Source organism: Atlanticothrix silvestris CENA357 (assembly GCF_016056295.1).
Classification (GTDB): domain Bacteria; phylum Cyanobacteriota; class Cyanobacteriia; order Cyanobacteriales; family Nostocaceae; genus Atlanticothrix; species Atlanticothrix silvestris.
Map to the genome: position 1 here is coordinate 2,475 of NZ_JAECZB010000010.1, position 20,369 is coordinate 22,843.

Sequence of the window (20,369 nt, forward strand, 5' to 3'; positions counted from 1 at the left end):
CTTTCTCAAATCCCAGTTTGCTTATTCATTTTGGTGTTTTCCGCAAGCAAAAAGAACTTTTACTTTCTCAAATCCCAGTTTGCTTATTCATTTTGGTGTTTTCCGCAAGCAAAAAGAGGTTTTACTTTCTCAAATCCCAGTTTGCTTATTCATTTTGGTGTTTTCCGCAAGTAAACTGTGCTAATGCTTACTAAATTTAATTTTATAGATTAAGCAATAAGGTAAAGACAAAAGGACGAATATTATTCTTTTCTGAGCGAAGCCTTCTCCTCATTATTTTTTAATTAATATTTAACTAAGTATAAAATTATACTTAATTGCTTAAATATGAGAAAGGCGATCGCCCCTTCTCTCCTTGTATTGCTAAACTAAAAAACAATTCTTACCCTTTGCAAAGGTAGTCTTATGACCTCTGCAACCAATCCATCCACCGACGAACTCACTCCTTTCCCAGACCATACGCAGTTGCCAGAGTCTGATGGTAAATTTGTGAAAAATTGGCAAGAACATCCGCAAAGCATTTTACTAACTGACTCAATTGCTCCCGTATTGAAACAATTACATCCTGATGGGCAATATTGTATTGGTCAGGACTTGGGCATTTACTGGCGCTTAACTGACCCCCCAAAGAAAGGCGCAGAAGCACCAGATTGGTTTTATGCAGGAAATGTACCGCCCTTGCTTGATGGTCAGACACGGAGGTTTTATGTACTGTGGCGAGAATACATTGCCCCGTTGATTGCCTTAGAATTTGTCTCTGGAAATGGTATGGAAGAACGAGATAAAACTCCTTGGAAGGGGAAATTTTGGATTTATGAGCAGGTGATTCGTCCTCCTTTTTATGGCATTTTTGAAGTGAAAAAAGCCAGTGTGGAAGTTTATAAATTCATTGGAGGACAATATCAGCCTTTATCAACAAATGAGCGCGGACATTATCCTATCACACCCTTGGGAGTTGAGTTAGGCATTTGGCATGGAGAATATCAGAATGCGGAATTACCTTGGCTGCGCTGGTGGGATTTGCAAGGTAATTTGTTGTTAACTGGCGATGAAAGAGCTGATCGCCTGACTGCACAATTGCGCGCTCTTGGTGTAGAACCAGAAGTATAAAGTTTTGATAACTAAGCGATCGCCATTTTTATTTTTGACCAAATAGGTGATGCCAAAGCGTCCCCTCCCCAATTCTTTTTCAATGGTGTATTTTCCACCTTTCAAGCGATCGCCAGTTCCCCAAGCTACATCTGCAACTCCCAAAATACTTACATCAATTTTCACACAATAAAGTCTGGGGAGCCTGAGCCTAGCTTTGTAAAACTTGTATAGCCAATCTAGCGATCACACTGAGTATTCTTTCCTTCTCTTTCAAAGAGAGACCCTTGGCAAACACAAAAAGTCACAATTAGGTAAAATTGTGTAAAGTAATCTCTGCGTATGTTAACTAAAGGTCTCAGCAAGCCCATGCAACTGAAACTCAGTGCATCTCGACTTCCCTTCGCTCCCCTATTGTTAATTGCCCCCTTTTTCCTGTGGGGAACGGCGATGGTAGCTATGAAAGGAGTAATACCCCACACCACACCCTTATTTATGGCTGGTGTGCGTTTGTTGCCGGCGGGGGTATTAATTCTGATTACAGCCGCATTGATGGGTAGACCCCAGCCTAAGGGTTGGGCTGCATGGCTGTGGATCACCTTATTTGCTTTGGTCGATGGCACGCTGTTTCAAGGCTTTTTGGCCGAGGGATTAGTCAGAACTAGTGCTGGGTTAGGTTCAGTAATGATTGATTCTCAGCCCTTGGCTGTGGCTTTGCTCTCGTTGTGGCTATTCCAAGAACACATCGGTTTTTGGGGATGGCTGGGGTTAGGATTGGGCGTTACAGGTATTAGTTTAATTGGCTTACCGGATGAGTGGATTTTCCATTTATTCGATTCAGGTGTGAATGTCACGATTGGCACTTGGCAAGATTTATTTGCTAGTGGTGAATGGTTAATGCTGTTAGCGGCGCTGTCAATGGCAGTGGGAACAGTTTTGATTCGGTTTGTGTGTAAATATACAGACCCTGTGACAGCTACAGGATGGCACATGATCATTGGGGGATTGCCATTATGGGGAATTTCATCAATTTTAGAGTCGCAGCAATGGCAAAATCTCGTATTTGCTGATTGGATGGCTTTGAGTTATGCCACAATCTTTGGTAGTGCGATCGCTTACGGGTTATTTTTCTATTTTGCCTCTAGTGGTAGTCTTACCAGTCTCAGTTCTCTTACCTTCCTCACCCCCGTTTTTGCTCTACTATTTGGCAATCTATTCTTGTCAGAAGTACTTAGTTCGCTACAGTGGGCGGGAGTTTTCTTGACTTTAATTAGTATCTATCTCATCAATCAACGTGATACCTTGTCAGGAAAACAAAACATGGTGATTATCGAGGAAAAAACGACTACACAACAGCCAACAATTTTAGAAGCATCTGCTAAGAAGTTGAACCCCGTAACCTTATCGGTCAGAGAATCGGAGCCAGACATTTTGCCCTGACTCGGTAGAGAACAGGAAAGCAAGAATTTTCCAATACTCAATGCCTTTGACAACTGACAACTAACTACTGACTACTGACTACTGATTTTTGTGTCACACTAAAAGTTAACATTTGGTCAGCTTGAAGTTATTGTAATATCCATGACTTCAAAAGCACATTCAGGCTGCAACTTCCAATATGAGGCAATGTTATTCCTCAGTCTTAATATTTACCTGTTTGACTTGCCTGGGATTTTACCCAAATCGCGCAAGCACAGCTACCCCTAACTTATTACCGCAAAAAATAGCACAAGCTAGTTCTAAAGTTCCTACTCAACAAGGTGTCCTTAAACCTGGTAGTCAAGGTTTAGATGTAAAAGTGCTACAAACCCAATTGAAGAACTTAGGATATTACAATGGCTCAATAGATGGAAAATACAGCCTAAGTACACAAACTGCTGTAGCTAAATTTCAGAAAGGCAAGAATTTAAAAAGAGTAGACGGCATAGCAGATTTAGCGACTAAACGCAATCTGCGAACGGCTATGGCAGCCAAATTTAAGCCTGTCAACTCTCCGGTAATTGCCCCTTTTACCCCAACGCCCCAACCAACTGCAAATACCACGCCCCAGCCAAATCAAAGAGGGATCATCTGGTGGTCTCTATCTGGTCTGGGAATTTTAGGAAGTATTGGCGCACTCTTGTTTTTGATGAGATGGTCTCGTCAGCTAAAACAAGGGCAACAGCCCCAAACTTCAGAACTGAAAGCTTTAAGTCCAGCAAAGGAAGACTTCGTCGTGACACCGCCTTTACAAGAATTGCACAACACACCAAATCAGCAGGGAAAGACTGCATCTGTGATCAATCAAGAAACAACAAAAGCGTCAATTTCTACAGCAGTAGTGCCACTAGAAAAAACTTCTCGTATACCTAAAGTCAATGTCGTTGAAGAGTTGATTAAGGACTTACGCAGTACTGACCCCAAAACGCGGCGCAAGGCTGTTTGGAGCTTGAGTCAGCAAGGAGATTCGCGGGCGATTCAGCCACTAATAAATTTGATGATTGATGCTGACTCTCAAGAACGCAGCTTAATTTTGGCAGCTTTAGCAGAAATTAACGTTCGCATACTCAAACCATTAAACCGGGCTTTAGCAATTTCAATGCAAGACGAAAGTCCCCAAGTGCGGCAAAATGCTATCCGTGACTTGACTCGCGTCTATGACGTTATGAGTCAAATGAACCAAATGTTGAGCCACGCCTTAGAAGATCCAGATGCTGAAGTACAATCAACAGCAAAGTATGCTTTGACTCAAATGAATAAAAGTAGCTTGCCGACTCAAGCAAGTTTACCAGAAGCTATTGAAACAGATATCTGGCAGGATGACGAAATTAGCTAAAGTTGCGATTGCAAAAAGAGAACTATGCGTCCAACAATTCGCTTCCACAATGGTCGAGTAGACCAATTTGCCATATTAACTAATCGACTGCGCTCAATCCAGTGCGGAAAAGCTGGTTCATATCTTGCACCATCTAATAAAATCAATAATCTCTGCTTATAGATAGTTAAAATAGTGCAGTCAGTCTACTCTGAATTTATCGGATTTGCTACATCGATAGGCTTTTAGGATAAAGTCTAATTGAAAATAATCAACAGTCTCATTCATGGTATATCCCAGCAGCAATTTTTTTCATCAATAGATTGGAGGGGACTTCAAATATTGATGTTGCTGAATCATGGGATGAAATTTGATTTATTAGAATCTCAAACTCCTTATCCTCTCTGCCCCTCCCTTTAGGTGACGCTCTCTACGAGACGCTAAGCGTTAGCGGAGCTTTCGCTAACTTTCCCGCAATTATGCAACTCCCAGATATCATATCGAGTCAATGCTTCTCGGTTAAAGGGAAAAGGGGAAGGGGGAAAGGGAAAGAAAAAACCTTTAACCCTTCCCCTTTAACCTTTTCCCAAAACCCGATCCGAATTAAAAATACTTAAGCGAGAAGTATTGCATATCGAGTAAATAATTAATCTCTTATAGCATGAGTCTTTACTTAAACTTTATATTTATTCTTACTCAATTGATGACTTAAAGTATTCTGCCATGTTGTCCATAGAGCCTTTTGTGTTTATAAAATTAGAGTAAAGATTGTAAGTTTTTAGTAAAAATACTTAAAATAACTTGTTTTTTTAGTTGTTATATGAAATATATAAACAAAAGTTAATTATTGTTAAACATAACAAATTAATTATGTTATTCAACTCTTTAGAGTTCATTTGTCTATTTCTGCCCATTACCATATTAGGTTTCTTTGGATTAGGTCGTTTTGGATTTCGCCAAGCTGCAATTGTTTGGCTAGTCTTTACCTCTTTTATATTTTATGGTTATTGGAATGCAAACTACGTTATTCTGATTGTCTGCTCAATGATTTTCAACTATGTAATAGGAAATTTCATAGCGAAGCAATATCAATTTAATCACGAGCAAAGTAAGTTTAACAATAATCATTTTCTATTTATAGGAATTTCGGTAAATGTTGCACTTTTGGCGTACTTTAAGTATGCAAACTTCTTTGTCAAAAATTTAAATTTATTGGCAGGCACCGAATTAACATTAGGTACTATAATACTTCCACTAGGAATTTCATTTTTTACTTTTCAACAAATTGGTTATTTAGTTGACTCTCATAAAGGTAAAACTATAGAATATAATTTTCTTGATTATTGCTTATTTGTAATATTTTTCCCTCAGTTAATTGCAGGACCTATTGTTCATCATGAGGAAGTGTTACCGCAGTTTGCAAATAAAAATATTACAAATTTTAACTTTGCTAACATTGCTATAGGATTGACCATTTTTTCATTGGGATTATTTAAAAAAGTTATTTTAGCAGATGGCGTATCTACATACGCAACACCCATTTTTAATGCATCTGCATCAGGCACATTAATTTCTTCTTTTGAAGCTTGGTGTGGTGTCCTAGCTTATACATTTCAACTGTACTTTGACTTCTCAGGGTACTCAGATATGGCAATTGGTATAGCTAGGATATTTGGAATAATCTTGCCTGAAAATTTTGATTCACCTTACAAAGCCAACAGTATTATTGATTTTTGGCGACGTTGGCATATTACACTATCACGATTTCTCAAAGATTACCTCTACATTCCTCTTGGGGGAAATCGTAAGGGAGAAGTTAGACGATATGGTAACCTCATGATTACAATGCTACTTGGTGGTTTATGGCATGGTGCATCATGGATGTTTGTTATTTGGGGCGGACTACATGGCTTTTATTTGATAGTAAATCATTTATATGCAGCTATTAAAAAGACTCTACATTTACAAAGCCGGGACAAATCGATTTGGGAAATTGCATGTTACCGAATAATTACTTTTTTATCTATAATGGTCGCTTGGATATTTTTCCGAGCAGAATCGTTAAGCGCAGCTGTTAGTATTTTGAAATCGATGCTGTCATTTGATTTGCATAATTTAACTCCTAATAATTTGTGGGGTTCTCCTGCAAATATTAATTTAATTTTTTGCGTCTTATGGCTAGTGTTATCATCAATTATTGTATGGTTTGCACCTAATACTCAGCAGATACTTTGGAGATATAAACCTACTCTATCAACTAAAAATAACGAAATTAAAAATATATTTTTGTGGAAGCCAAACTTGCTATGGGCAATAAGCTTAGGACTGATTTTTTTCATTGCCATATCGAAAATATTAGAAGCTAAACCGTCAGAATTTTTGTACTTTCAATTTTGAGACTTAAGTATGTTAGATACAAAAAAACAATCAGATTTTTTGTTAGAAAAAAGTGACCTATCAAATAGACAAAAAAGCTTTAAATCTTACTTAAAAGTTATGATTTTGTGCTTTTTAGTGGTCTTTTCGTTAGACTTGCTTGTCAGTTATTTTTTTGTTGGTAAATATATTATGGGGGCAGATAACTGGATTGCAGTTGCACAAACTCGCAAAAAAGATATAGCTAAATCAATTTCAGGTAAAAGAATACTTATTGTTTCTGGTAGCAACGCCCTGTTTGGTATTAGTGCCAAAAAAATTTATCAAGAAACAGGAGTTCCTACAGTCAATTTGGCAACTCATGCAGCTCTTGGCGTTAAGTATACCCTGGATGATGCAAAAACTATCCTAAAAGAAGGCGACATAGTTCTTTTACCTTTAGAGTATAGTACCTATACTTGGGGAGGTAATTTTAATGAAACATACCTGAAACATGTTTTGTCCCATGATACAAACTATTTTAATAATTTAAGTATTTCTGCTAAATTCAATCATGTCATTCAGTTATCGAATATAGACATTTTGTCAAGTTTAGTTTTATATAAAGACCAACAAGAAGTCTTGTCTGAATTAAAAGCAAAAGCTTTAAAGAAAAAATGTTATACCGGTTTTACTCTAAATGAATTTGGAGATGAGCTTTGTAATATTGGTCAGAAGCCATTAGATGTTATGCCTAATGCCTTAAAAATTCCAAAAAATTACACAATTGATCCAACAGGAGTTATTGCAGAGTTTCTTGATTGGTGCAAACAAAACAAAATTAAAGTATTAGCTCTTTATCCTGTAATGCAAAAACAAGATCAATATCAAAAAGAGAAATATCAAATATTCTTTAATAAAATTAAAGAATATTATCAGTACAATGGCACCCTTCTCCTTGGTGACCCTTATCAAGCAACTTTGCCCAATGAACTAATGTTTAATACCCAATATCATCCTAACGATCGCGGCAGAGATATAAGAACCCAACAAATCATATCTTTGATTAAACCATATATTAAATAAGCAAATAACGCTAAACATATTTAAATGCACCGCGAGTTACCTCACGGTGCTTGTCTTTCACTTTGACTTATTTCTTGGATGCAAGAAACTGGGATACATCTGCATGTGCTAATACAACATCAGGTTCACGTTGCAGCGCAGCGTAGTATTTTCTGGCAAATGTATTACCTACCTCGGATGGTGAGATTAACATCCGGGCATTGGCAATCAAATTTTGGACATTTTCCAGCGATACGGGCTCATCTGCTACGAGGCTTTCATCAATTTGGACAACTAGTTCAGAAATGCTATGTAGCCAAGCAAATTGTTCATGGTTGATAACAAGTTGCAGGAGTTCTCTATTTGATACTCGTCCACTAACTTGTTCGTAGGCGATGCGTTCTGTTTCAATCAACGCTTTGTGAAGATGTAGTAATTTGTTTCGTAAATCACGTAGATGTTGATGTTGGTGTATTCTTTGTTGGAGTATGTTAGAAGCCAATTGAACTGATCCTCCCGTGGCAATAGTCTTTAATAGCTTGAATAAGTTCTGCTTTAATATTGCTTACAAATAGACAGTAGCAAACAACTGAAATATATCTGATACGGTGGTCACGGATTTTTGAACGTTCTAGACGCGAATAACCTGGAGTCACACTTAATCTTAAGTAATTAAGTTAGTTTCTGTAACACCCCATAATCAAAGTTATGTTGTTATACAACTCTTTTATATGATTAATCATATATTAACATAAGATTATATAAGAAAGAACAGATATGGTTTCCACTAATTTACTTTCGGAAAACCGCCTATGTCTTTAGCGCACGCAATTTTAGGTCTCCTTCAGCAAGAAAAAATGACAGGTTATGACCTGAAAATAAACTGCTTTGATCAATGTATTGCCCACTTGTGGCCAGCAGACCAAGCGCAAATCTATAGAACCCTCGATAAGCTTGAGGCACAAGGCTGGATTACTTGTACAGTTGAAATTCAGCGTGATCGCCCCAACCGAAAGGTGTATAGTACAACTGAAGCCGGAAAAGCTGAATTAATTCGGTGGCTGCAATGCCCTCAGCCATTACCGACGGTACGAGAACCGTTGCTTGTGCAGTTATTTTTTGCGGCTCAACTACCTAATGAAGCAATCATTAATTTACTAAAACAACAGCTAGTAGTTCACGGTGAAAAGATGGTCAATTGTCAAGCAATCAAGGTGCTACCTCTCAATGATGCATCTGTAAATCGTGAGCAAGTTATGCATCAACTGGTGCTGGACTTAATTACGCAACGAGAGCAAACTTACATTGATTGGTTGAAGACGGCTATTGAGGTTATTGGTAATAATTAATATTTCTATGATAAAAACTAAGTTGCATCACCATCGAGAGCAATTTCCAGCTTTAGCAAATAAGACATATTTTAACTATGGTGGGCAAGGGCCAATGCCCAAGAGAGCAATGGATGCCATTACTCAAGCTGAAGCTCACATCCAGCATCTCGGCCCTTTTGGAAATGAGGCATACACCTGGCTGACTCAACAAAAACAAGCTATCAAAGAAGCGATCGCCTCTGAATTTCATGTACCATCAGCAACAATTACTCTCACCGAAGATGTCACTGTTGGCTGCAATATTGCCATGTGGGGTATTGACTGGCAACCTGGCGACCATATACTACTTTCGGACTGCGAACACCCAGGTGTAATTGCGACAGCACAAGAAATTGGGCGCAGATACGCTGTAAAAGTGACTACTTGCCCCTTAATGACAACTTTAAATGAGGGCGACCCCGCGACAGTGATTGCCAAACACTTACACCCCCAAACTCGTTTGGTCATCTTAAGTCATGTCTTCTGGAATACGGGTCAAGTTTTACATCTTGACAAAATCGTAGAAATATGCGGAAACAATAATTCTTTAGTTCTGGTTGATGCTGCCCAGTCTGCTGGTTTGTTACCTTTAAACTTGAGTGAATTGAAAGCAGATTTTTATGCTTTCACAGGTCACAAGTGGTTATGTGGCCCGGCTGGTATTGGTGGTTTGTATGTCCGGCCAGAAGTTAGAGAAAGCTTGCAGCCGACATTTATTGGTTTGCGTGGCATTGTTGTAGATCATCGATCGCAGCCTGTGTCTTGGCAACCGGATGGGCGAAGATATGAAGTCTCAACATCAGCTTACTCGTTATATGTGGGATTTAAAGAGGCGATCGCTGTTCATCAACAATGGGGAACTTCACAAGAACGTTACGAGCAAATTTGCTCTAACAGTGAGTATCTCTGGCGGAAATTGGCAGCGTTACCTAATATTAAATGTCTCCGAACTTCACCACCCGAAAGTGGTATAGTTTCCTTTCAACTCACTGAGCAACAACCTCAAGCGAGTCTCAAGCTAGTGGAATTTTTAGAGTCACAAAAAATCTTCACTCGCACAATTGCCGATCCTGACTGTATCCGCGCCACAGTCCATTACTTGACTTTAGAATCGGAAATCGACCAATTAATTGAAGAAATACAAAGATTTAGCCAGAATTAGCATCAGATTATCTACGAATCCTTAACTGTCTAAGTACTACATCGAGCAATTATTTCTCTTGTATCCTATATTCCGTTTCATTTATGCCACGCCAAAATCAGTATACTGACGGACGTGAGGAGGATGAAAGCCCAAGATAATATCCTCTTTAGGAACTCCTGCTTCTAATAACTCTTCGGCTACAGGACGATTAGTACCATCATGTTGAATCCAGATTTTTCCTTGGATGATATCAATATGTACCACCGAGCCATGTACCCGACGTTGCCCATCCCAGCCTACGTGCAGCAGTTCATAACGATCTCTTTGAGGGTCGATAATTGCTTCGGTCTCAATCTGACCGTGAGAAGGCTTATACAACGCAATTTCATCAATTAACTGGCGGACTATCTGGCGATAGCGTTCTAAGGTATCCATTGCACAATCCTCACTTGTTCCTCATCAAATACCAAGAGTTTAATTTGCAAACGTTTTATGATTAGCTGTCCTAATTTTTCTGTAATTATGCCAGGACTTACGCAACTGGCATAATACCCTAGCTTGTAGTGTTCGCGCAGCGTCTCGCAGAGAGGACTAAAGTCCTTTGTTGTAGTACATTGGCGTAGCCAATATCAGGGCTAAAGCCCTTACTACAAACAAAAAATAGAATCTTGTGTGACACTTGCGTAAGTCCTGGCTAAGTACAAAAGATGAGTTAGAACTTAAAAATTATCAGTTATGATTTTTGTGATTTCAATTCCCAAGATTTAATTCTTCATTCTTACCTCTTAATGGAACGTCCAATTTTATACGTAGCCATCACTAACCACGGCTTTGGTCATGCGACTCGTACAGCATCGGTAGCTGCAACAATTCAAAAGTTGTGTCCAGATGTTTTGCTAATTATGGTAACAACTGCTCCACGGTGGTTGTTAGAGTGCTATATAGAAGGAGATTTTATCCATCGTCCCCGATCATTTGACTTGGGTGTAATCCAGGCGGATAGCTTAACAATGGATAAGGAAGCGACTAAAGAAAAGTTGCTAGATATTCAAAAACATCAAAATTCTCTGATAGCTTCTGAAGTCAATTTTATCCGCCAAAATCGTGTCAATCTCATCTTGGCAGATATTCCTTTTCTCACTCCTTTATTTGCCAAAGCGGCAAATATCCCTTGCTGGATGATGAGTAATTTTGGCTGGGATTTGATTTACCGAGATTGGGGAAACGAATTTATTGCTATTGCTGATTGGATTAGTGATTGTTACTCGAAGTGCGATCGCTTGTTTCGTCTTCCCTTTCACGAACCAATGCAGGCTTTTAACAATATCACAGATGTCGGCTTAACTGGTGGTTCCCCTCGCTACTCTGCGAATGATCTGCGTGCTGCTTGGGGTATAACTGCACCATTAGAAAAAACTGTTTTGTTGACCTTTGGTGGCTTAGGTTTACAGCAGATTCCCTACGACAACCTGAAACATTTTCCAGATTGGCAATTCATTATTTTTGATCAATCTACACCAGATTTACCTAATTTAATCAAAATTACTGACCGTAAATATCGCCCTGTAGATTTTATGTCTATCTGCGACCGTGTTGTTTCTAAACCTGGTTACGGCACTTTTGCGGAAGCTACACGCCTGGGAGTCCCTCTCGTTACCATTCCCCGCGATGACTTTGCGGAAGCAGCTTTTCTTTTAGAAGGTATTGTTAATTACCATCAACATCAAATTCTCACGCCAACTGAGTTTTTTCAAGAGACTTGGGATTTTCTTCATCGACACCCCCAACAACCAAAGCTATCCCAGCCTATTGCTAAGGATGGTAATGAAGCGATCGCTCAGGCTGTAGTTAACTATTTTCGCAGTCTTTAAACTCCTCAGATCGCATAATATGCTACATCTTAGTGTTTAAAATCAGTCATAAGCTATGAGGAAAAATCCCATGCGATTACTACTAGGCGGAGTGATTGTCAGCTTCGGACTGTCGTCATTGTTAGCTCAAGCACAACAACAAGTTTCTAACGCTCAAGTCGGCGCTATGGTAGAATCGCTGCGACTCGCTGCACCGCAAACTAATTCCCCCAATGATGGGCTATACAGTGCATGGCAAGTCAAACCCGAAACCCTCAAAGCCTGGTCGAAATATTGTCTTAAACGAGAACTAACACCGACGCAGTTTGAAAACAGCCCAGCTACTGCACGCCAAGTTATATCTTGTATCACACGCCGTGAACTAACCCAGCAGTTTCGCACTCTCAGTAATAATGAAATTGCGGCAGTGGGTAGTGTAGCTTGTTGGTGGATGACTGGCAGTTATACAGGTTGCAACAGTGGCTTTACTGCTGCTTATGTCCAAAAAGTTGTTAAACTTTACCAGCAGCAACGTTCCCAATCTGTAGTCAGCCCATCGCCGTAATTATAAGTAATGTTGGGGTAATATCCAATTGTTTATCTTTGCCTATATGGCAAAAAAATCATCTGCACAATAGAGTTAGCAGTCAATCACCTTACACATGACTCATTACCAAAAGCTACTGAAAGTTTCCACTAATGGCAAATCTTTTTACAACATCACTGCAAAAATCGCAGCCATTGTTGCTGAGTCGGGAGTAGAAACTGGTCTTTGTACTTTATTTTTGCGTCACACTTCAGCTAGTTTAGTAATTCAAGAAAACGCCGATCCTGATGTACTTGTGGATTTAGCTAATTTTATGGCCAAACTTGTGCCAGAATCAGGCAAATACATTCACGATGCTGAAGGTGCGGATGATATGCCTGCACATATTCGCACAGCCCTTACCCATACTTCTGAAAATATCCCTATCAATAGCGGTCATTTGGTGCTAGGAACTTGGCAGGGAATTTATATTTGGGAACATCGCCAGCGCAGCCATGTAAGAGAGTTGGTTGTCCACATTTGGGCTTAGCGATAGGCTTTTAAACCTTTTTTAACTGGATAATTATTTTCGCCGTGCTGTAGTAGTCAACTAGTGGCAGATTTAGCACTCTATCATAAAGGTGGTTATTGTAACTCAGATAGGATGTTTATATAACCATCTTGAAGCGCATTATTTAGGATTTATTTCTCATTTTGTAAAGTGAAAGTTAAGTTTATTTATATTGCTTTAATAATTACATTTTTTGCAATATAAAATAATACTTATTTTGAGTTGCTTGAAATATTGCAATTAATTATGAAGCAAAATCTAGCACCAACTCAGGCTTTCACATATCTTGATGAAATTCTTGTCCAGCATTCTATTAATCTTTTATCACTCAATCCCAAAAAGTCTTTAATTACCAGTTTTGCCGAATTGGAAAATTTTATTGCGGCACAAACTACAGATATGCAGTTAATTTCTCATTTATACTCTACCTTGGAAGTCATCCTTGATGCCCTGTTACAAAACTTCCCAGAAAACATTTTCTGGGATTTTGATTTTATGGTAAGCAGTATGCTCAGGCAAGCTTTATTATCTGATGACGGGGCTGATTTTTTAGAATATTTTGCCAACAAAATGGTTTCTTTGATCGAGTTATTTGGAATTAAAAAAGAAGTACGCTTTCGCTATATTCACGATTTTATGTATGGATTTGTGTGGGCAAAATGGGTACAGAAAGAGCCGCACAATCGCGCCCATATAGAACCTTTTAGCCTGTGCTTTTTAGATTATTTGCTTATTAAAGGTCAAGAACTTGTGCATCGCATCAGTCTTGATCAAGTTTCATTTTATAAACTATGTGATACAGGATTCCGTAATCCTTTTTCCTTTTCCCGCGAACCAGAAGATGAATACCGCTTGTTAACTTATCTAGCAGGAAAACAACTCATCCCAGTGGCAGCATGGAACTGGAATGCTCACCCTGTATGGAATAAACCTTTCGAGGAAATGCGCCAGCAATTATCAGTAAAATTAAATATTCAGCCACAGAGACACTAAAAAAAGATGAAAATTACTGATTTAATAACTTGGTTTGAAGAATGGGCAAATCCTACTTGGTCTGAAAGTTGGGATAATTGCGGCTGGCAGATAGAGCCGGGAGTATTGCAGGATGAAGCACGAGTATTGGTGTGTCTAACACCAACTTTGGCGGTAATGCAAGAAGCGATCGCCTTTAAAGCCAATTTAATTTTTGCCCATCATCCTTTAATTTTTAATCCTCCCAAGTCGCTACGCAGTGGTGAGGCGATCGCCGAAATGGCACGGTTAGCTTTTACCCACAATATAGGTGTCTACAGTGCCCATACAAATTTTGACCAAGTACAAGATGGGACTGCTGATGTTTTGGCTCAAATTCTAGAACTCCAAGAAGTTACTCCCATAGTACCCACGCAAGCAGGACTAGGATACGGGCGTGTGGGGATGCTAAAGCCTTTTTTGTCTTTACAAGATTTACTCACAACTATTCAAAATCGACTTGCTCCCCCTAATTTAATTTTTTCTCCTACTGCTGATTTACAACAAACAATTTCACGAGTGGCTGTGTTGGGTGGTTCGGGAGCTAGTTTTATTTCGGCGGTAGTTAAAACTAATGCTCAAGCTTATCTAACTTCTGACTGTAAGTTTCATCAATTTCAAGAAAGCCGCGATCGCGATCTAATTTTAATTGATGCTGGTCATTATGCAACTGAACGCCCTGCTTGCGATCGCTTGGTACAAAAATTTAATTCTTTAAACCTAGACTGGGTGCAATTGAGTCAAAAGGATGAGGATTTCCGCCAATTTCTTCTTTGAGTTGTCTGTTTCTCTTGATTATTGACTCGTATTCCTCTATTTTTTAGTGTATACATGCCAAAAATTAGTATATCTATATACTTGAATAATTACAGTACCACTAAAAGTTTGTACTTTTTGCCCTAAGTATAGTAAAGCTCAATCCCTTAAAGCCTTACTGATACGTTTATATACTGTGATTGTAGTCACAGTTTTTTGTAACTATAATCACCTATTAATACGGTTTCATATCAACTAGCTAAGGAGGAGAATGTTCCAGACTAGAAATAATAATATTGCTCTCTACACCCTAATCAACATGATTCGCACACTCGTTGAATCTGCTTTCCAAACTGGGTATCTTAGTGTTGAATCTGAGGGTCTACTTCATCAGGTGTTGGCGACCAAATGCTATCAGTCAGAAGATTTGGTAGACTTAGCAACTTTATACGATGCAGTATGCACAGGTGAAATAAAAAGAGAAGCATCTTCACAACTGCCAATGGCATTTCTCACACAGTACAAATCTTGCTGATAATGCTGCACTGTGGGGCGCAAATAGAACTGTGTCGCATCAGCCAAAACTCTCAACTCAAAACTCTTGCAGTGTTATTGCTGAAAACCATGAGAGTAGGCAAAAGAATGAGTTAAGATCAAATATATACGGGGGAAAAGTAAAGCCGAGTCCCCAGACTTCCCAGTAATGCCAATGATTACAAGTAGGCAACTCAGACAACCGCAATCACCTCTTGTTTTGGAGTATTTATTATTACATAATGGTAGAAATGACTTACCAGCAAGTTTTAGGCTAGTGAGTAAAATCCCCGAATTGTCTGACTTCTATGAAGTAGACATTCGCTGAATAACCTTGAAAGAGATTGAGTTCAACTGGTGCAGTAGCTACTAGCTGATGATTCAAAATTTCCTAGATTCTGGCCACTATCAGCAACTCTTTGGATTAAAGTCACCAGACGCACTAATTCTGAACCGAGTAACTTATCTCTCAAAGGTGTGATCTAAGATGGGGTAAAACCCAGATTTTGACAGGTTTAACTACGTTGTTTAAAAAGGCAGAAGCAATACATGCTACACCGCAAGATTTATCAACTGTGTTGCGATGGGCGCGAGGTATGTGTTTTCTTGCGGGACCAGCAACGCTGGATTGAACGCGCCCGCATCCTCGACATAGAGGGAGATTTAGTCACCCTACGCTATGAAACAGAAGAGGAAGACGAGACTTGTTCTTGGGAGGAAATGGTTCGCCTTGAGAGTATCGGCGCTGTAACCCAAAAATTAGCTTCAGTGCCGCGGGGTAATGTAGAACCTCTGATGACTGAAGACTGTCCAGAGGCTGAGCGTATCCGCAACCATTACCCCGACTCAAACCCTGAATAACTAGTCATTGGTCAGTTGTCAGTTGTCAGTGGTGAGGCAGCGCTGCGGGAGGGTTTCCCTCCGCAGGCGACTGCGTTAGCGCAGCGTTAGTGAGCTTGCGAGCGTCACCCGAAGGGTCAGTTGTTAATAAAATTGACCACTGCCAAGAAACTATTGACTATCATTTAAGCGTTCAAAAGCAGGACAGTAACCTTCAAGAGTTACCTTGAAGTTATATAAGGGGGAGGCGGGATTCCAACACCGTTGCCCCCTTTGATGTCGGCAGTTACCGCAGCAGTCGACATCAGACGAAGTATAGCGATCACTATTTTGGTGGAGCAGATCTCGTTGAGACAACCCCCGCAATACTAGTTCTTCCCCCTGCCAATGACCTTCGATTAAGCCAGTATCGGCAAACTGCCGCCAACGAGGATCGGCAGTAATCGCATCGGGAAGTGTAATTGTAATTACCGTCCCCAGTTCTGTCAGTTCACCTTCATAATTAGTTTCTGGAGCTGCCGGTTGTAAAAATGTGTCACCAATGGGCAGTTCTACTAATGTGCCAGCAGAGGGGGAATGTACATGGTAGCGGTTTTGTAACTCTTCTAAGCTAGTTAGATCTGCCAAATAGGTAGAAGAACCGTGAACAAAAACGACGTGCTGAGGACGCAAATTATGAATTAGCTGGGTAGTACCAGGGCCGTCACTATGTTGTGCTAAAAGATAGCTGTCAATAGTAGTGGGTGCTAAATATTTTTTGTGAACTTTTATATCAATTTTTTCTGGCAGTAGAATGAGCCAAGGGCCAGTGTCGGGTTGACAATATTGTCCAAAATCAGATGTAGAGTCGGTGAGAACAATACAGGGAGACTTACCTACAGTGGCACGATGTTCTGGTGGCAAACGACGGACTCGCGGACGCACTCGTTCATCCCAAAACAAGGGTTGATGGCGGGCGAAGTTCTGTACTGATGGAGGCAGGTGGGGTAGTAGTTCTAAATAAGCATCGCACCCACTTGCTACAGCACCATCAACCCAGATATCTAAATCCCGCCCTGTAAAATGGTGATGAGAGCGTAAAAGCATTAACAGTTCTTGACCCAAGCCTAAAGCAGGTGTAGGCAGTAGAACAGAACAATTATCGGCGATCGCCCGATTAATTCGCTCGGCTAATTGATTTTCTTGGTTACGGCGGTGGGGATGACGCGATGTGCCATAAGTACCTTCAATAATCAGCACACTGAGATCTAATCCCCGTAATTCTTCTAAGCGTAAACCTTCTACCAACCGAGAATTTGATAAGAAAAAATCTCCTGTGTACAATAGCCTGTAGGAGTGCTGAACGGTAGTATAGGTGAGCAAAATTGCTACCGCCCCTGGTAAGTGTCCGGCGGGAAATAACTCTACCACTAAACCATCTTGCAGTTCTACAGGCGATCGCAGCGGTAATGCATGACAAAATTGGGGAATTTCTTGGGGAGCTTGATCTGGCCAATTTAGCGGCAGTAACTTGCTGGTTACTTCACTGGCGTAAACAGGTAAAAGTGGAAAAGATTGATGTAGTGCTAATAGCCCTCTAGCATGATCTGGGTGGGCGTGACTGATCAAAACTAAATCTGCTGGTAAAGGTGAACTACCTTTACCAGCAGATTTAGTTAGTGTGCTTAATAATAAAGAACTTTCTTTTAAACCACAGTCCAATAGGATGCGATGTGGCCCCATTCGTACTAATAAACATACGCCCTCATCGTTATGCTGGACACTGTAGGGCAAACATTCTAATTCATTAGCCGTTTCCCCAGCATCAACGCGAGAGGATGCCGACACATTATCCCTCATGCTCTCCTCCCCTCCAATCTCATCGTCATTGAAATATCCCAAAAGCCATGAATCACAAGGATTTTGGTATTTTGACTTTGGGATAAGTTTTGTAGTGCGCCTCTACACCCTTAAGAATGCGGATTTTGGATTGGGGAGGACGCTTATTGCGAACCCGCACTGGTTCGGAAAAGTTGGGTAATGAGAAGCCCTCAAGTTTGGGGCTATGGGAACTTGCCTTTTGCCTTTTTGTGTTTCCAAAATTCTGAGCAGAGGTTGGTTCCACTCAGTCTTCTCTCAATGTGCAGAGCCATTACCGTGATAGTTCTCTGAATCATAAAATCCATTTTTCGTACCAAAAAACAGGCACGAAATCGTAAATATAACCGTTAACCCAACTAAAATCAGCTTTACTTCCATGTTATTTGCTGTCCTTAACTAAAGACCTTCTTATATTAATAGCGCGCTTCCACAATCGCGTATAATCGCCAGAAAATCTTTACTATGCTTCGGTTGATTGGGCAATAGGTAAAATTACCACTATCACTCAAATTGTAGAACCTTTCGGTTAACCTGTCTATCCATGTAATACGCCTTTATAAATTATTTGGATGGGTAATCTGATTCAATTCACAATTTCCAATTAATCATCAAAAGGCGATCGCGTTACCTGCTTCTTAGAGGAGTGTCTGTGATAGTCGCCCCGTCGCCGTCAGGTGCCAGTAGTCAGTGGTGAGTGGCAAAACTGACAACTGACCACTGACACGAAATTCCACCCCTTCCAGGGGTGGAATGAGCTTGACATTCTTTGAAATAATCAGCAAACCATAATAAATTTGTACTTAAAAAGATTTATACATTTATCCCACGATTTACTGACAAGCGAAATAATTGTATGCGTAATTAAATTATACTAAATATACGTATGCTAAATTAATTAGATATTTAAATATCTAAACATCTAAATGCAAGAACAAAAAATAAATGTCTAGATGTTTAGTTATACAGTAAAATTTTGGCATTATTTGCTGTTAAATCAAAAATGATCATCACAGTAGCTGCTTTTAAGGGCGGTGTCGGTAAATCTACGACAGCGTTGCATTTAGCTACATACCTTCAGAACAAAGCTGACACACTATTAATAGATGGTGATTTAAACCGCAGTGCTTTGGATTGGTCAAACCGGGGTTGTTTACCCTTCAAAGTTGCTGATGAAAAACATGGGGTAAATTTAGCAAAACTTTATGAGCATATAGTAATTGATACACCAGCCCGACCAGATCCAAATGAGCTAAAAACTATTGCTAAAGGATGCGATTTGCTGGTGATACCCACTACCCCAGATGCGATCGCTTTAGCTGCAACACTCCAAATGGTTAACTTACTCAAACAACTCAAAACAAATTATCGAATTTTACTGACTATCATCCCACCAAACCCAAATAAGGCGGGAGAAGAAGCGAGAACATCTCTAGAACAAGCGGGGCTACCTGTTTTCAAATCTGGGATTCGGCGACTGGCTGTGTTCCAAAGAGCTGCTTTAGAAGGGCTTCCAGTAAATGCTGTCAAAGATTCTTATGCACAAATTGCATGGCGATGTTATGCCGAGGCAGGTAAGGAGATATTACGTTGAATAAGAAAAAAACTAGCCGTTTTGATGACTTGATTGATGCTGCTCGTAGTCGTCAACAAAGAGATAAACTACAGCAAACTGAAGATAAACCCACTTCCCAAAGCAAAAGTACTGACCCAGCTTATACCCGTACAACTATTTATCTGCCTAAGCAACTGCATCGACAACTCAAAGCCGCAGCAGTTTCACAAGAACGACAGATGAGCGATATTGTCGCGGAGTTAATTGAGCAATGGCTTTTGTCTAAAAAAAGTTAGCTTGGCTCTTGATTATCAGAGAGTTTTTGGCGCTAACTGAATCGTATTGATCTTTAATCTTTGCTGCGATGCCAAACTAATCAGTCCCAACCTTGTAAATGTTAAAGTCAAAACAAGCGGAGGTTTTGATATGGCTCAAGCTTTACCCAAACTATTTACCTTTGAAGAATTTATCGAATGGCTGCCGGGAAATACCGGGAAGTGTTACGAATTACACGACGGGATAATTGTTGAAATGCCTCAGCCGAGTGGGAAACATGAAAAAGTTACGGGATTTTTAGCAGGGGAAATTACTGTTGAATATAAGCGTTTGAAATTGCCATACTTTATTCCTAAAACAGCATTAGTAAAACCACCGAGAAAATCATCGGGTTATTCACCAGATGTAGTTTTAATCAATGATGCTAATTTGCACAACGAGGAATTTTGGGAAAAAGAATCTACTGTGACTCAAAGTGGATCTATTCCTTTGGTTATTGAGGTTGTAAGTACAAACTGGGAAGATGATTATTACACCAAATTAGGGAATTATGAAGCAATGAAAATTCCTGAATATTGGGTCGTTGATTATGCAGCTTTGGGGGCAAGAAAATTTATTGGTAATCCCAAACAAGCAACCATTTCTATTTATTATCTAGTTGATGAAGAATATCAAATCGCTCAATTTAGGGATGAAGAACCTATTATATCCCCTACTTTTCCAGATTTGAAACTGACTGCTCATCAGATTTTTAATGGTGCTTTGTAGAATTTTTT

General features: G+C 39.7%; 22 protein-coding genes and 1 pseudogene. 18 read left to right on the forward strand and 5 right to left on the reverse strand.

All coding sequences use genetic code 11. The features are described 5' to 3' along the window. The first annotated feature begins 405 nt into the window (after positions 1-405). Positions 406-1,110 (forward strand): Uma2 family endonuclease, encoded by a 705-nt coding sequence (locus I8751_RS06550; protein WP_214438367.1) that lies wholly within the window; start codon positions 406-408, stop codon positions 1,108-1,110. Here I8751_RS06550 and I8751_RS30220 read toward each other — a convergent pair. Then, a pseudogene (locus I8751_RS30220) lies at positions 1,108-1,194 on the reverse strand (serine/threonine protein kinase); the annotation flags it as partial. The gene I8751_RS06550 and the pseudogene I8751_RS30220 overlap by 3 nt on opposite strands. Here I8751_RS30220 and I8751_RS30030 point away from each other — a divergent pair. The 5 genes from I8751_RS30030 to I8751_RS06570 all read left to right on the forward strand — a co-directional run bounded on the left by I8751_RS30030 (position 1,160) and on the right by I8751_RS06570 (position 7,324). Next, a complete protein-coding gene (locus I8751_RS30030; protein WP_263973485.1) occupies positions 1,160-1,282 on the forward strand; it encodes a hypothetical protein in 123 nt (40 codons plus the stop codon). The pseudogene I8751_RS30220 and the gene I8751_RS30030 sit on opposite strands and share 35 nt — an antisense overlap. 176 nt (positions 1,283-1,458) lie before the next feature. Next, entirely contained in the window at positions 1,459-2,529 is a 1,071-nt protein-coding gene (locus I8751_RS06555) for a DMT family transporter (protein ID WP_214438430.1), read from the forward strand. Positions 2,530-2,746: 217 nt separating this feature from the next. Beyond that, entirely contained in the window at positions 2,747-3,904 is a 1,158-nt protein-coding gene (locus tag I8751_RS06560) for a peptidoglycan-binding protein (protein ID WP_318780298.1), read from the forward strand. An 849-nt stretch (positions 3,905-4,753) separates the two neighbouring features. Then, on the forward strand, positions 4,754-6,280 hold the full coding sequence (locus tag I8751_RS06565; protein ID WP_214438369.1) for an MBOAT family O-acyltransferase: 1,527 nt from the start codon (positions 4,754-4,756) through the stop codon (positions 6,278-6,280). Positions 6,281-6,289: 9 nt separating this feature from the next. Beyond that, entirely contained in the window at positions 6,290-7,324 is a 1,035-nt protein-coding gene (locus tag I8751_RS06570) for a hypothetical protein (RefSeq protein WP_214438370.1), read from the forward strand. A 67-nt stretch (positions 7,325-7,391) separates the two neighbouring features. Here I8751_RS06570 and I8751_RS06575 read toward each other — a convergent pair whose 3' ends face one another. After that, positions 7,392-7,805 (reverse strand): hypothetical protein, encoded by a 414-nt coding sequence (locus I8751_RS06575; protein ID WP_225894000.1) that lies wholly within the window; start codon positions 7,803-7,805, stop codon positions 7,392-7,394. Between the two features lie 310 nt (positions 7,806-8,115). Between I8751_RS06575 and I8751_RS06580 the strand changes: the two genes are divergently transcribed. Together I8751_RS06580 and I8751_RS06585 are read left to right on the forward strand one after the other, a co-directional pair. Further along, positions 8,116-8,652, forward strand: coding sequence for a PadR family transcriptional regulator (locus I8751_RS06580; protein WP_214438371.1), 537 nt, complete (start codon positions 8,116-8,118; stop codon positions 8,650-8,652). Between the two features lie 7 nt (positions 8,653-8,659). After that, positions 8,660-9,835, forward strand: a complete 1,176-nt coding sequence (locus I8751_RS06585; RefSeq protein ID WP_225894001.1) for an aminotransferase class V-fold PLP-dependent enzyme — start codon at positions 8,660-8,662, stop codon at positions 9,833-9,835. A gap of 81 nt (positions 9,836-9,916) precedes the next feature. On the opposite strand, the gene I8751_RS06590 is transcribed toward I8751_RS06585, so the two are convergent. Then, on the reverse strand, positions 9,917-10,252 hold the full coding sequence (locus I8751_RS06590; protein ID WP_214438372.1) for a XisI protein: 336 nt from the start codon (positions 10,250-10,252) through the stop codon (positions 9,917-9,919). Positions 10,253-10,605: 353 nt separating this feature from the next. Between I8751_RS06590 and I8751_RS06595 the strand changes: the two genes are divergently transcribed. The 7 genes from I8751_RS06595 to I8751_RS06625 all read left to right on the forward strand — a co-directional run bounded on the left by I8751_RS06595 (position 10,606) and on the right by I8751_RS06625 (position 15,926). Further along, a complete protein-coding gene (locus I8751_RS06595; RefSeq protein WP_214438373.1) occupies positions 10,606-11,688 on the forward strand; it encodes a glycosyl transferase in 1,083 nt (360 codons plus the stop codon). Positions 11,689-11,758: 70 nt separating this feature from the next. Beyond that, positions 11,759-12,232: a hypothetical protein gene (locus tag I8751_RS06600; protein WP_225894002.1), complete on the forward strand. Its 474-nt coding sequence runs from the start codon at positions 11,759-11,761 to the stop codon at positions 12,230-12,232. Positions 12,233-12,329: 97 nt separating this feature from the next. Then, positions 12,330-12,743 carry a secondary thiamine-phosphate synthase enzyme YjbQ gene (locus tag I8751_RS06605; protein WP_214438375.1) on the forward strand — a complete coding sequence of 138 codons (414 nt, stop codon included), beginning with the start codon at positions 12,330-12,332 and terminating at the stop codon, positions 12,741-12,743. 267 nt (positions 12,744-13,010) lie between these two features. Further along, positions 13,011-13,757, forward strand: a complete 747-nt coding sequence (locus I8751_RS06610; protein WP_214438376.1) for a hypothetical protein — start codon at positions 13,011-13,013, stop codon at positions 13,755-13,757. A 6-nt stretch (positions 13,758-13,763) separates the two neighbouring features. Next, positions 13,764-14,552, forward strand: a complete 789-nt coding sequence (locus I8751_RS06615) for a Nif3-like dinuclear metal center hexameric protein (RefSeq protein ID WP_214438377.1) — start codon at positions 13,764-13,766, stop codon at positions 14,550-14,552. Positions 14,553-14,850: 298 nt separating this feature from the next. Beyond that, positions 14,851-15,066, forward strand: coding sequence for a hypothetical protein (locus I8751_RS06620; protein ID WP_214438433.1), 216 nt, complete (start codon positions 14,851-14,853; stop codon positions 15,064-15,066). Between the two features lie 548 nt (positions 15,067-15,614). Next, entirely contained in the window at positions 15,615-15,926 is a 312-nt protein-coding gene (locus tag I8751_RS06625; protein ID WP_214438378.1) for a DUF6679 family protein, read from the forward strand. 150 nt (positions 15,927-16,076) lie between these two features. Here the strand turns inward: I8751_RS06625 and I8751_RS06630 are convergent, their stop codons facing one another. Both I8751_RS06630 and I8751_RS06635 read right to left on the reverse strand, forming a co-directional pair. Next, entirely contained in the window at positions 16,077-17,744 is a 1,668-nt protein-coding gene (locus I8751_RS06630; protein WP_214438379.1) for an MBL fold metallo-hydrolase, read from the reverse strand. Between the two features lie 52 nt (positions 17,745-17,796). Continuing rightward, positions 17,797-18,009 (reverse strand): hypothetical protein, encoded by a 213-nt coding sequence (locus tag I8751_RS06635; RefSeq protein ID WP_214438380.1) that lies wholly within the window; start codon positions 18,007-18,009, stop codon positions 17,797-17,799. 756 nt (positions 18,010-18,765) lie between these two features. Between I8751_RS06635 and I8751_RS06640 the strand changes: the two genes are divergently transcribed. From I8751_RS06640 to I8751_RS06650, 3 genes are all read left to right on the forward strand, one after another. Next, entirely contained in the window at positions 18,766-19,356 is a 591-nt protein-coding gene (locus tag I8751_RS06640; RefSeq protein WP_214438381.1) for a ParA family protein, read from the forward strand. Continuing rightward, the gene (locus tag I8751_RS06645) at positions 19,353-19,613 is read left to right on the forward strand and encodes a CopG family transcriptional regulator (RefSeq protein ID WP_214438382.1); all 261 of its coding nucleotides are present in this window, start codon (positions 19,353-19,355) and stop codon (positions 19,611-19,613) included. Before I8751_RS06640 ends, I8751_RS06645 begins: the two co-directional genes overlap by 4 nt. A gap of 130 nt (positions 19,614-19,743) precedes the next feature. Then, a complete protein-coding gene (locus I8751_RS06650; protein WP_214438383.1) occupies positions 19,744-20,361 on the forward strand; it encodes a Uma2 family endonuclease in 618 nt (205 codons plus the stop codon). Positions 20,362-20,369 lie beyond the last annotated feature (8 nt).

Bases quoted from the DNA above. Each gene is read 5' to 3' on its own strand.
- I8751_RS06550 (WP_214438367.1), top strand. From the start codon at position 406: ATGACCTCTGCAACCAATCCATCCACCGACGAACTCACTCCTTTCCCA.
- I8751_RS30030 (WP_263973485.1), top strand. From the start codon at position 1,160: ATGCCAAAGCGTCCCCTCCCCAATTCTTTTTCAATGGTGTATTTTCCA.
- I8751_RS06555 (WP_214438430.1), top strand. From the start codon at position 1,459: ATGCAACTGAAACTCAGTGCATCTCGACTTCCCTTCGCTCCCCTATTG.
- I8751_RS06565 (WP_214438369.1), top strand. From the start codon at position 4,754: ATGTTATTCAACTCTTTAGAGTTCATTTGTCTATTTCTGCCCATTACC.
- I8751_RS06570 (WP_214438370.1), top strand. From the start codon at position 6,290: ATGTTAGATACAAAAAAACAATCAGATTTTTTGTTAGAAAAAAGTGAC.
- I8751_RS06580 (WP_214438371.1), top strand. From the start codon at position 8,116: ATGTCTTTAGCGCACGCAATTTTAGGTCTCCTTCAGCAAGAAAAAATG.
- I8751_RS06585 (WP_225894001.1), top strand. From the start codon at position 8,660: ATGATAAAAACTAAGTTGCATCACCATCGAGAGCAATTTCCAGCTTTA.
- I8751_RS06590 (WP_214438372.1), bottom strand. From the start codon at position 10,252: ATGGATACCTTAGAACGCTATCGCCAGATAGTCCGCCAGTTAATTGAT.
- I8751_RS06595 (WP_214438373.1), top strand. From the start codon at position 10,606: ATGGAACGTCCAATTTTATACGTAGCCATCACTAACCACGGCTTTGGT.
- I8751_RS06600 (WP_225894002.1), top strand. From the start codon at position 11,759: ATGCGATTACTACTAGGCGGAGTGATTGTCAGCTTCGGACTGTCGTCA.
- I8751_RS06605 (WP_214438375.1), top strand. From the start codon at position 12,330: ATGACTCATTACCAAAAGCTACTGAAAGTTTCCACTAATGGCAAATCT.
- I8751_RS06610 (WP_214438376.1), top strand. From the start codon at position 13,011: ATGAAGCAAAATCTAGCACCAACTCAGGCTTTCACATATCTTGATGAA.
- I8751_RS06615 (WP_214438377.1), top strand. From the start codon at position 13,764: ATGAAAATTACTGATTTAATAACTTGGTTTGAAGAATGGGCAAATCCT.
- I8751_RS06620 (WP_214438433.1), top strand. From the start codon at position 14,851: ATGATTCGCACACTCGTTGAATCTGCTTTCCAAACTGGGTATCTTAGT.
- I8751_RS06625 (WP_214438378.1), top strand. From the start codon at position 15,615: ATGCTACACCGCAAGATTTATCAACTGTGTTGCGATGGGCGCGAGGTA.
- I8751_RS06630 (WP_214438379.1), bottom strand. From the start codon at position 17,744: ATGAGGGATAATGTGTCGGCATCCTCTCGCGTTGATGCTGGGGAAACG.
- I8751_RS06640 (WP_214438381.1), top strand. From the start codon at position 18,766: ATGATCATCACAGTAGCTGCTTTTAAGGGCGGTGTCGGTAAATCTACG.
- I8751_RS06650 (WP_214438383.1), top strand. From the start codon at position 19,744: ATGGCTCAAGCTTTACCCAAACTATTTACCTTTGAAGAATTTATCGAA.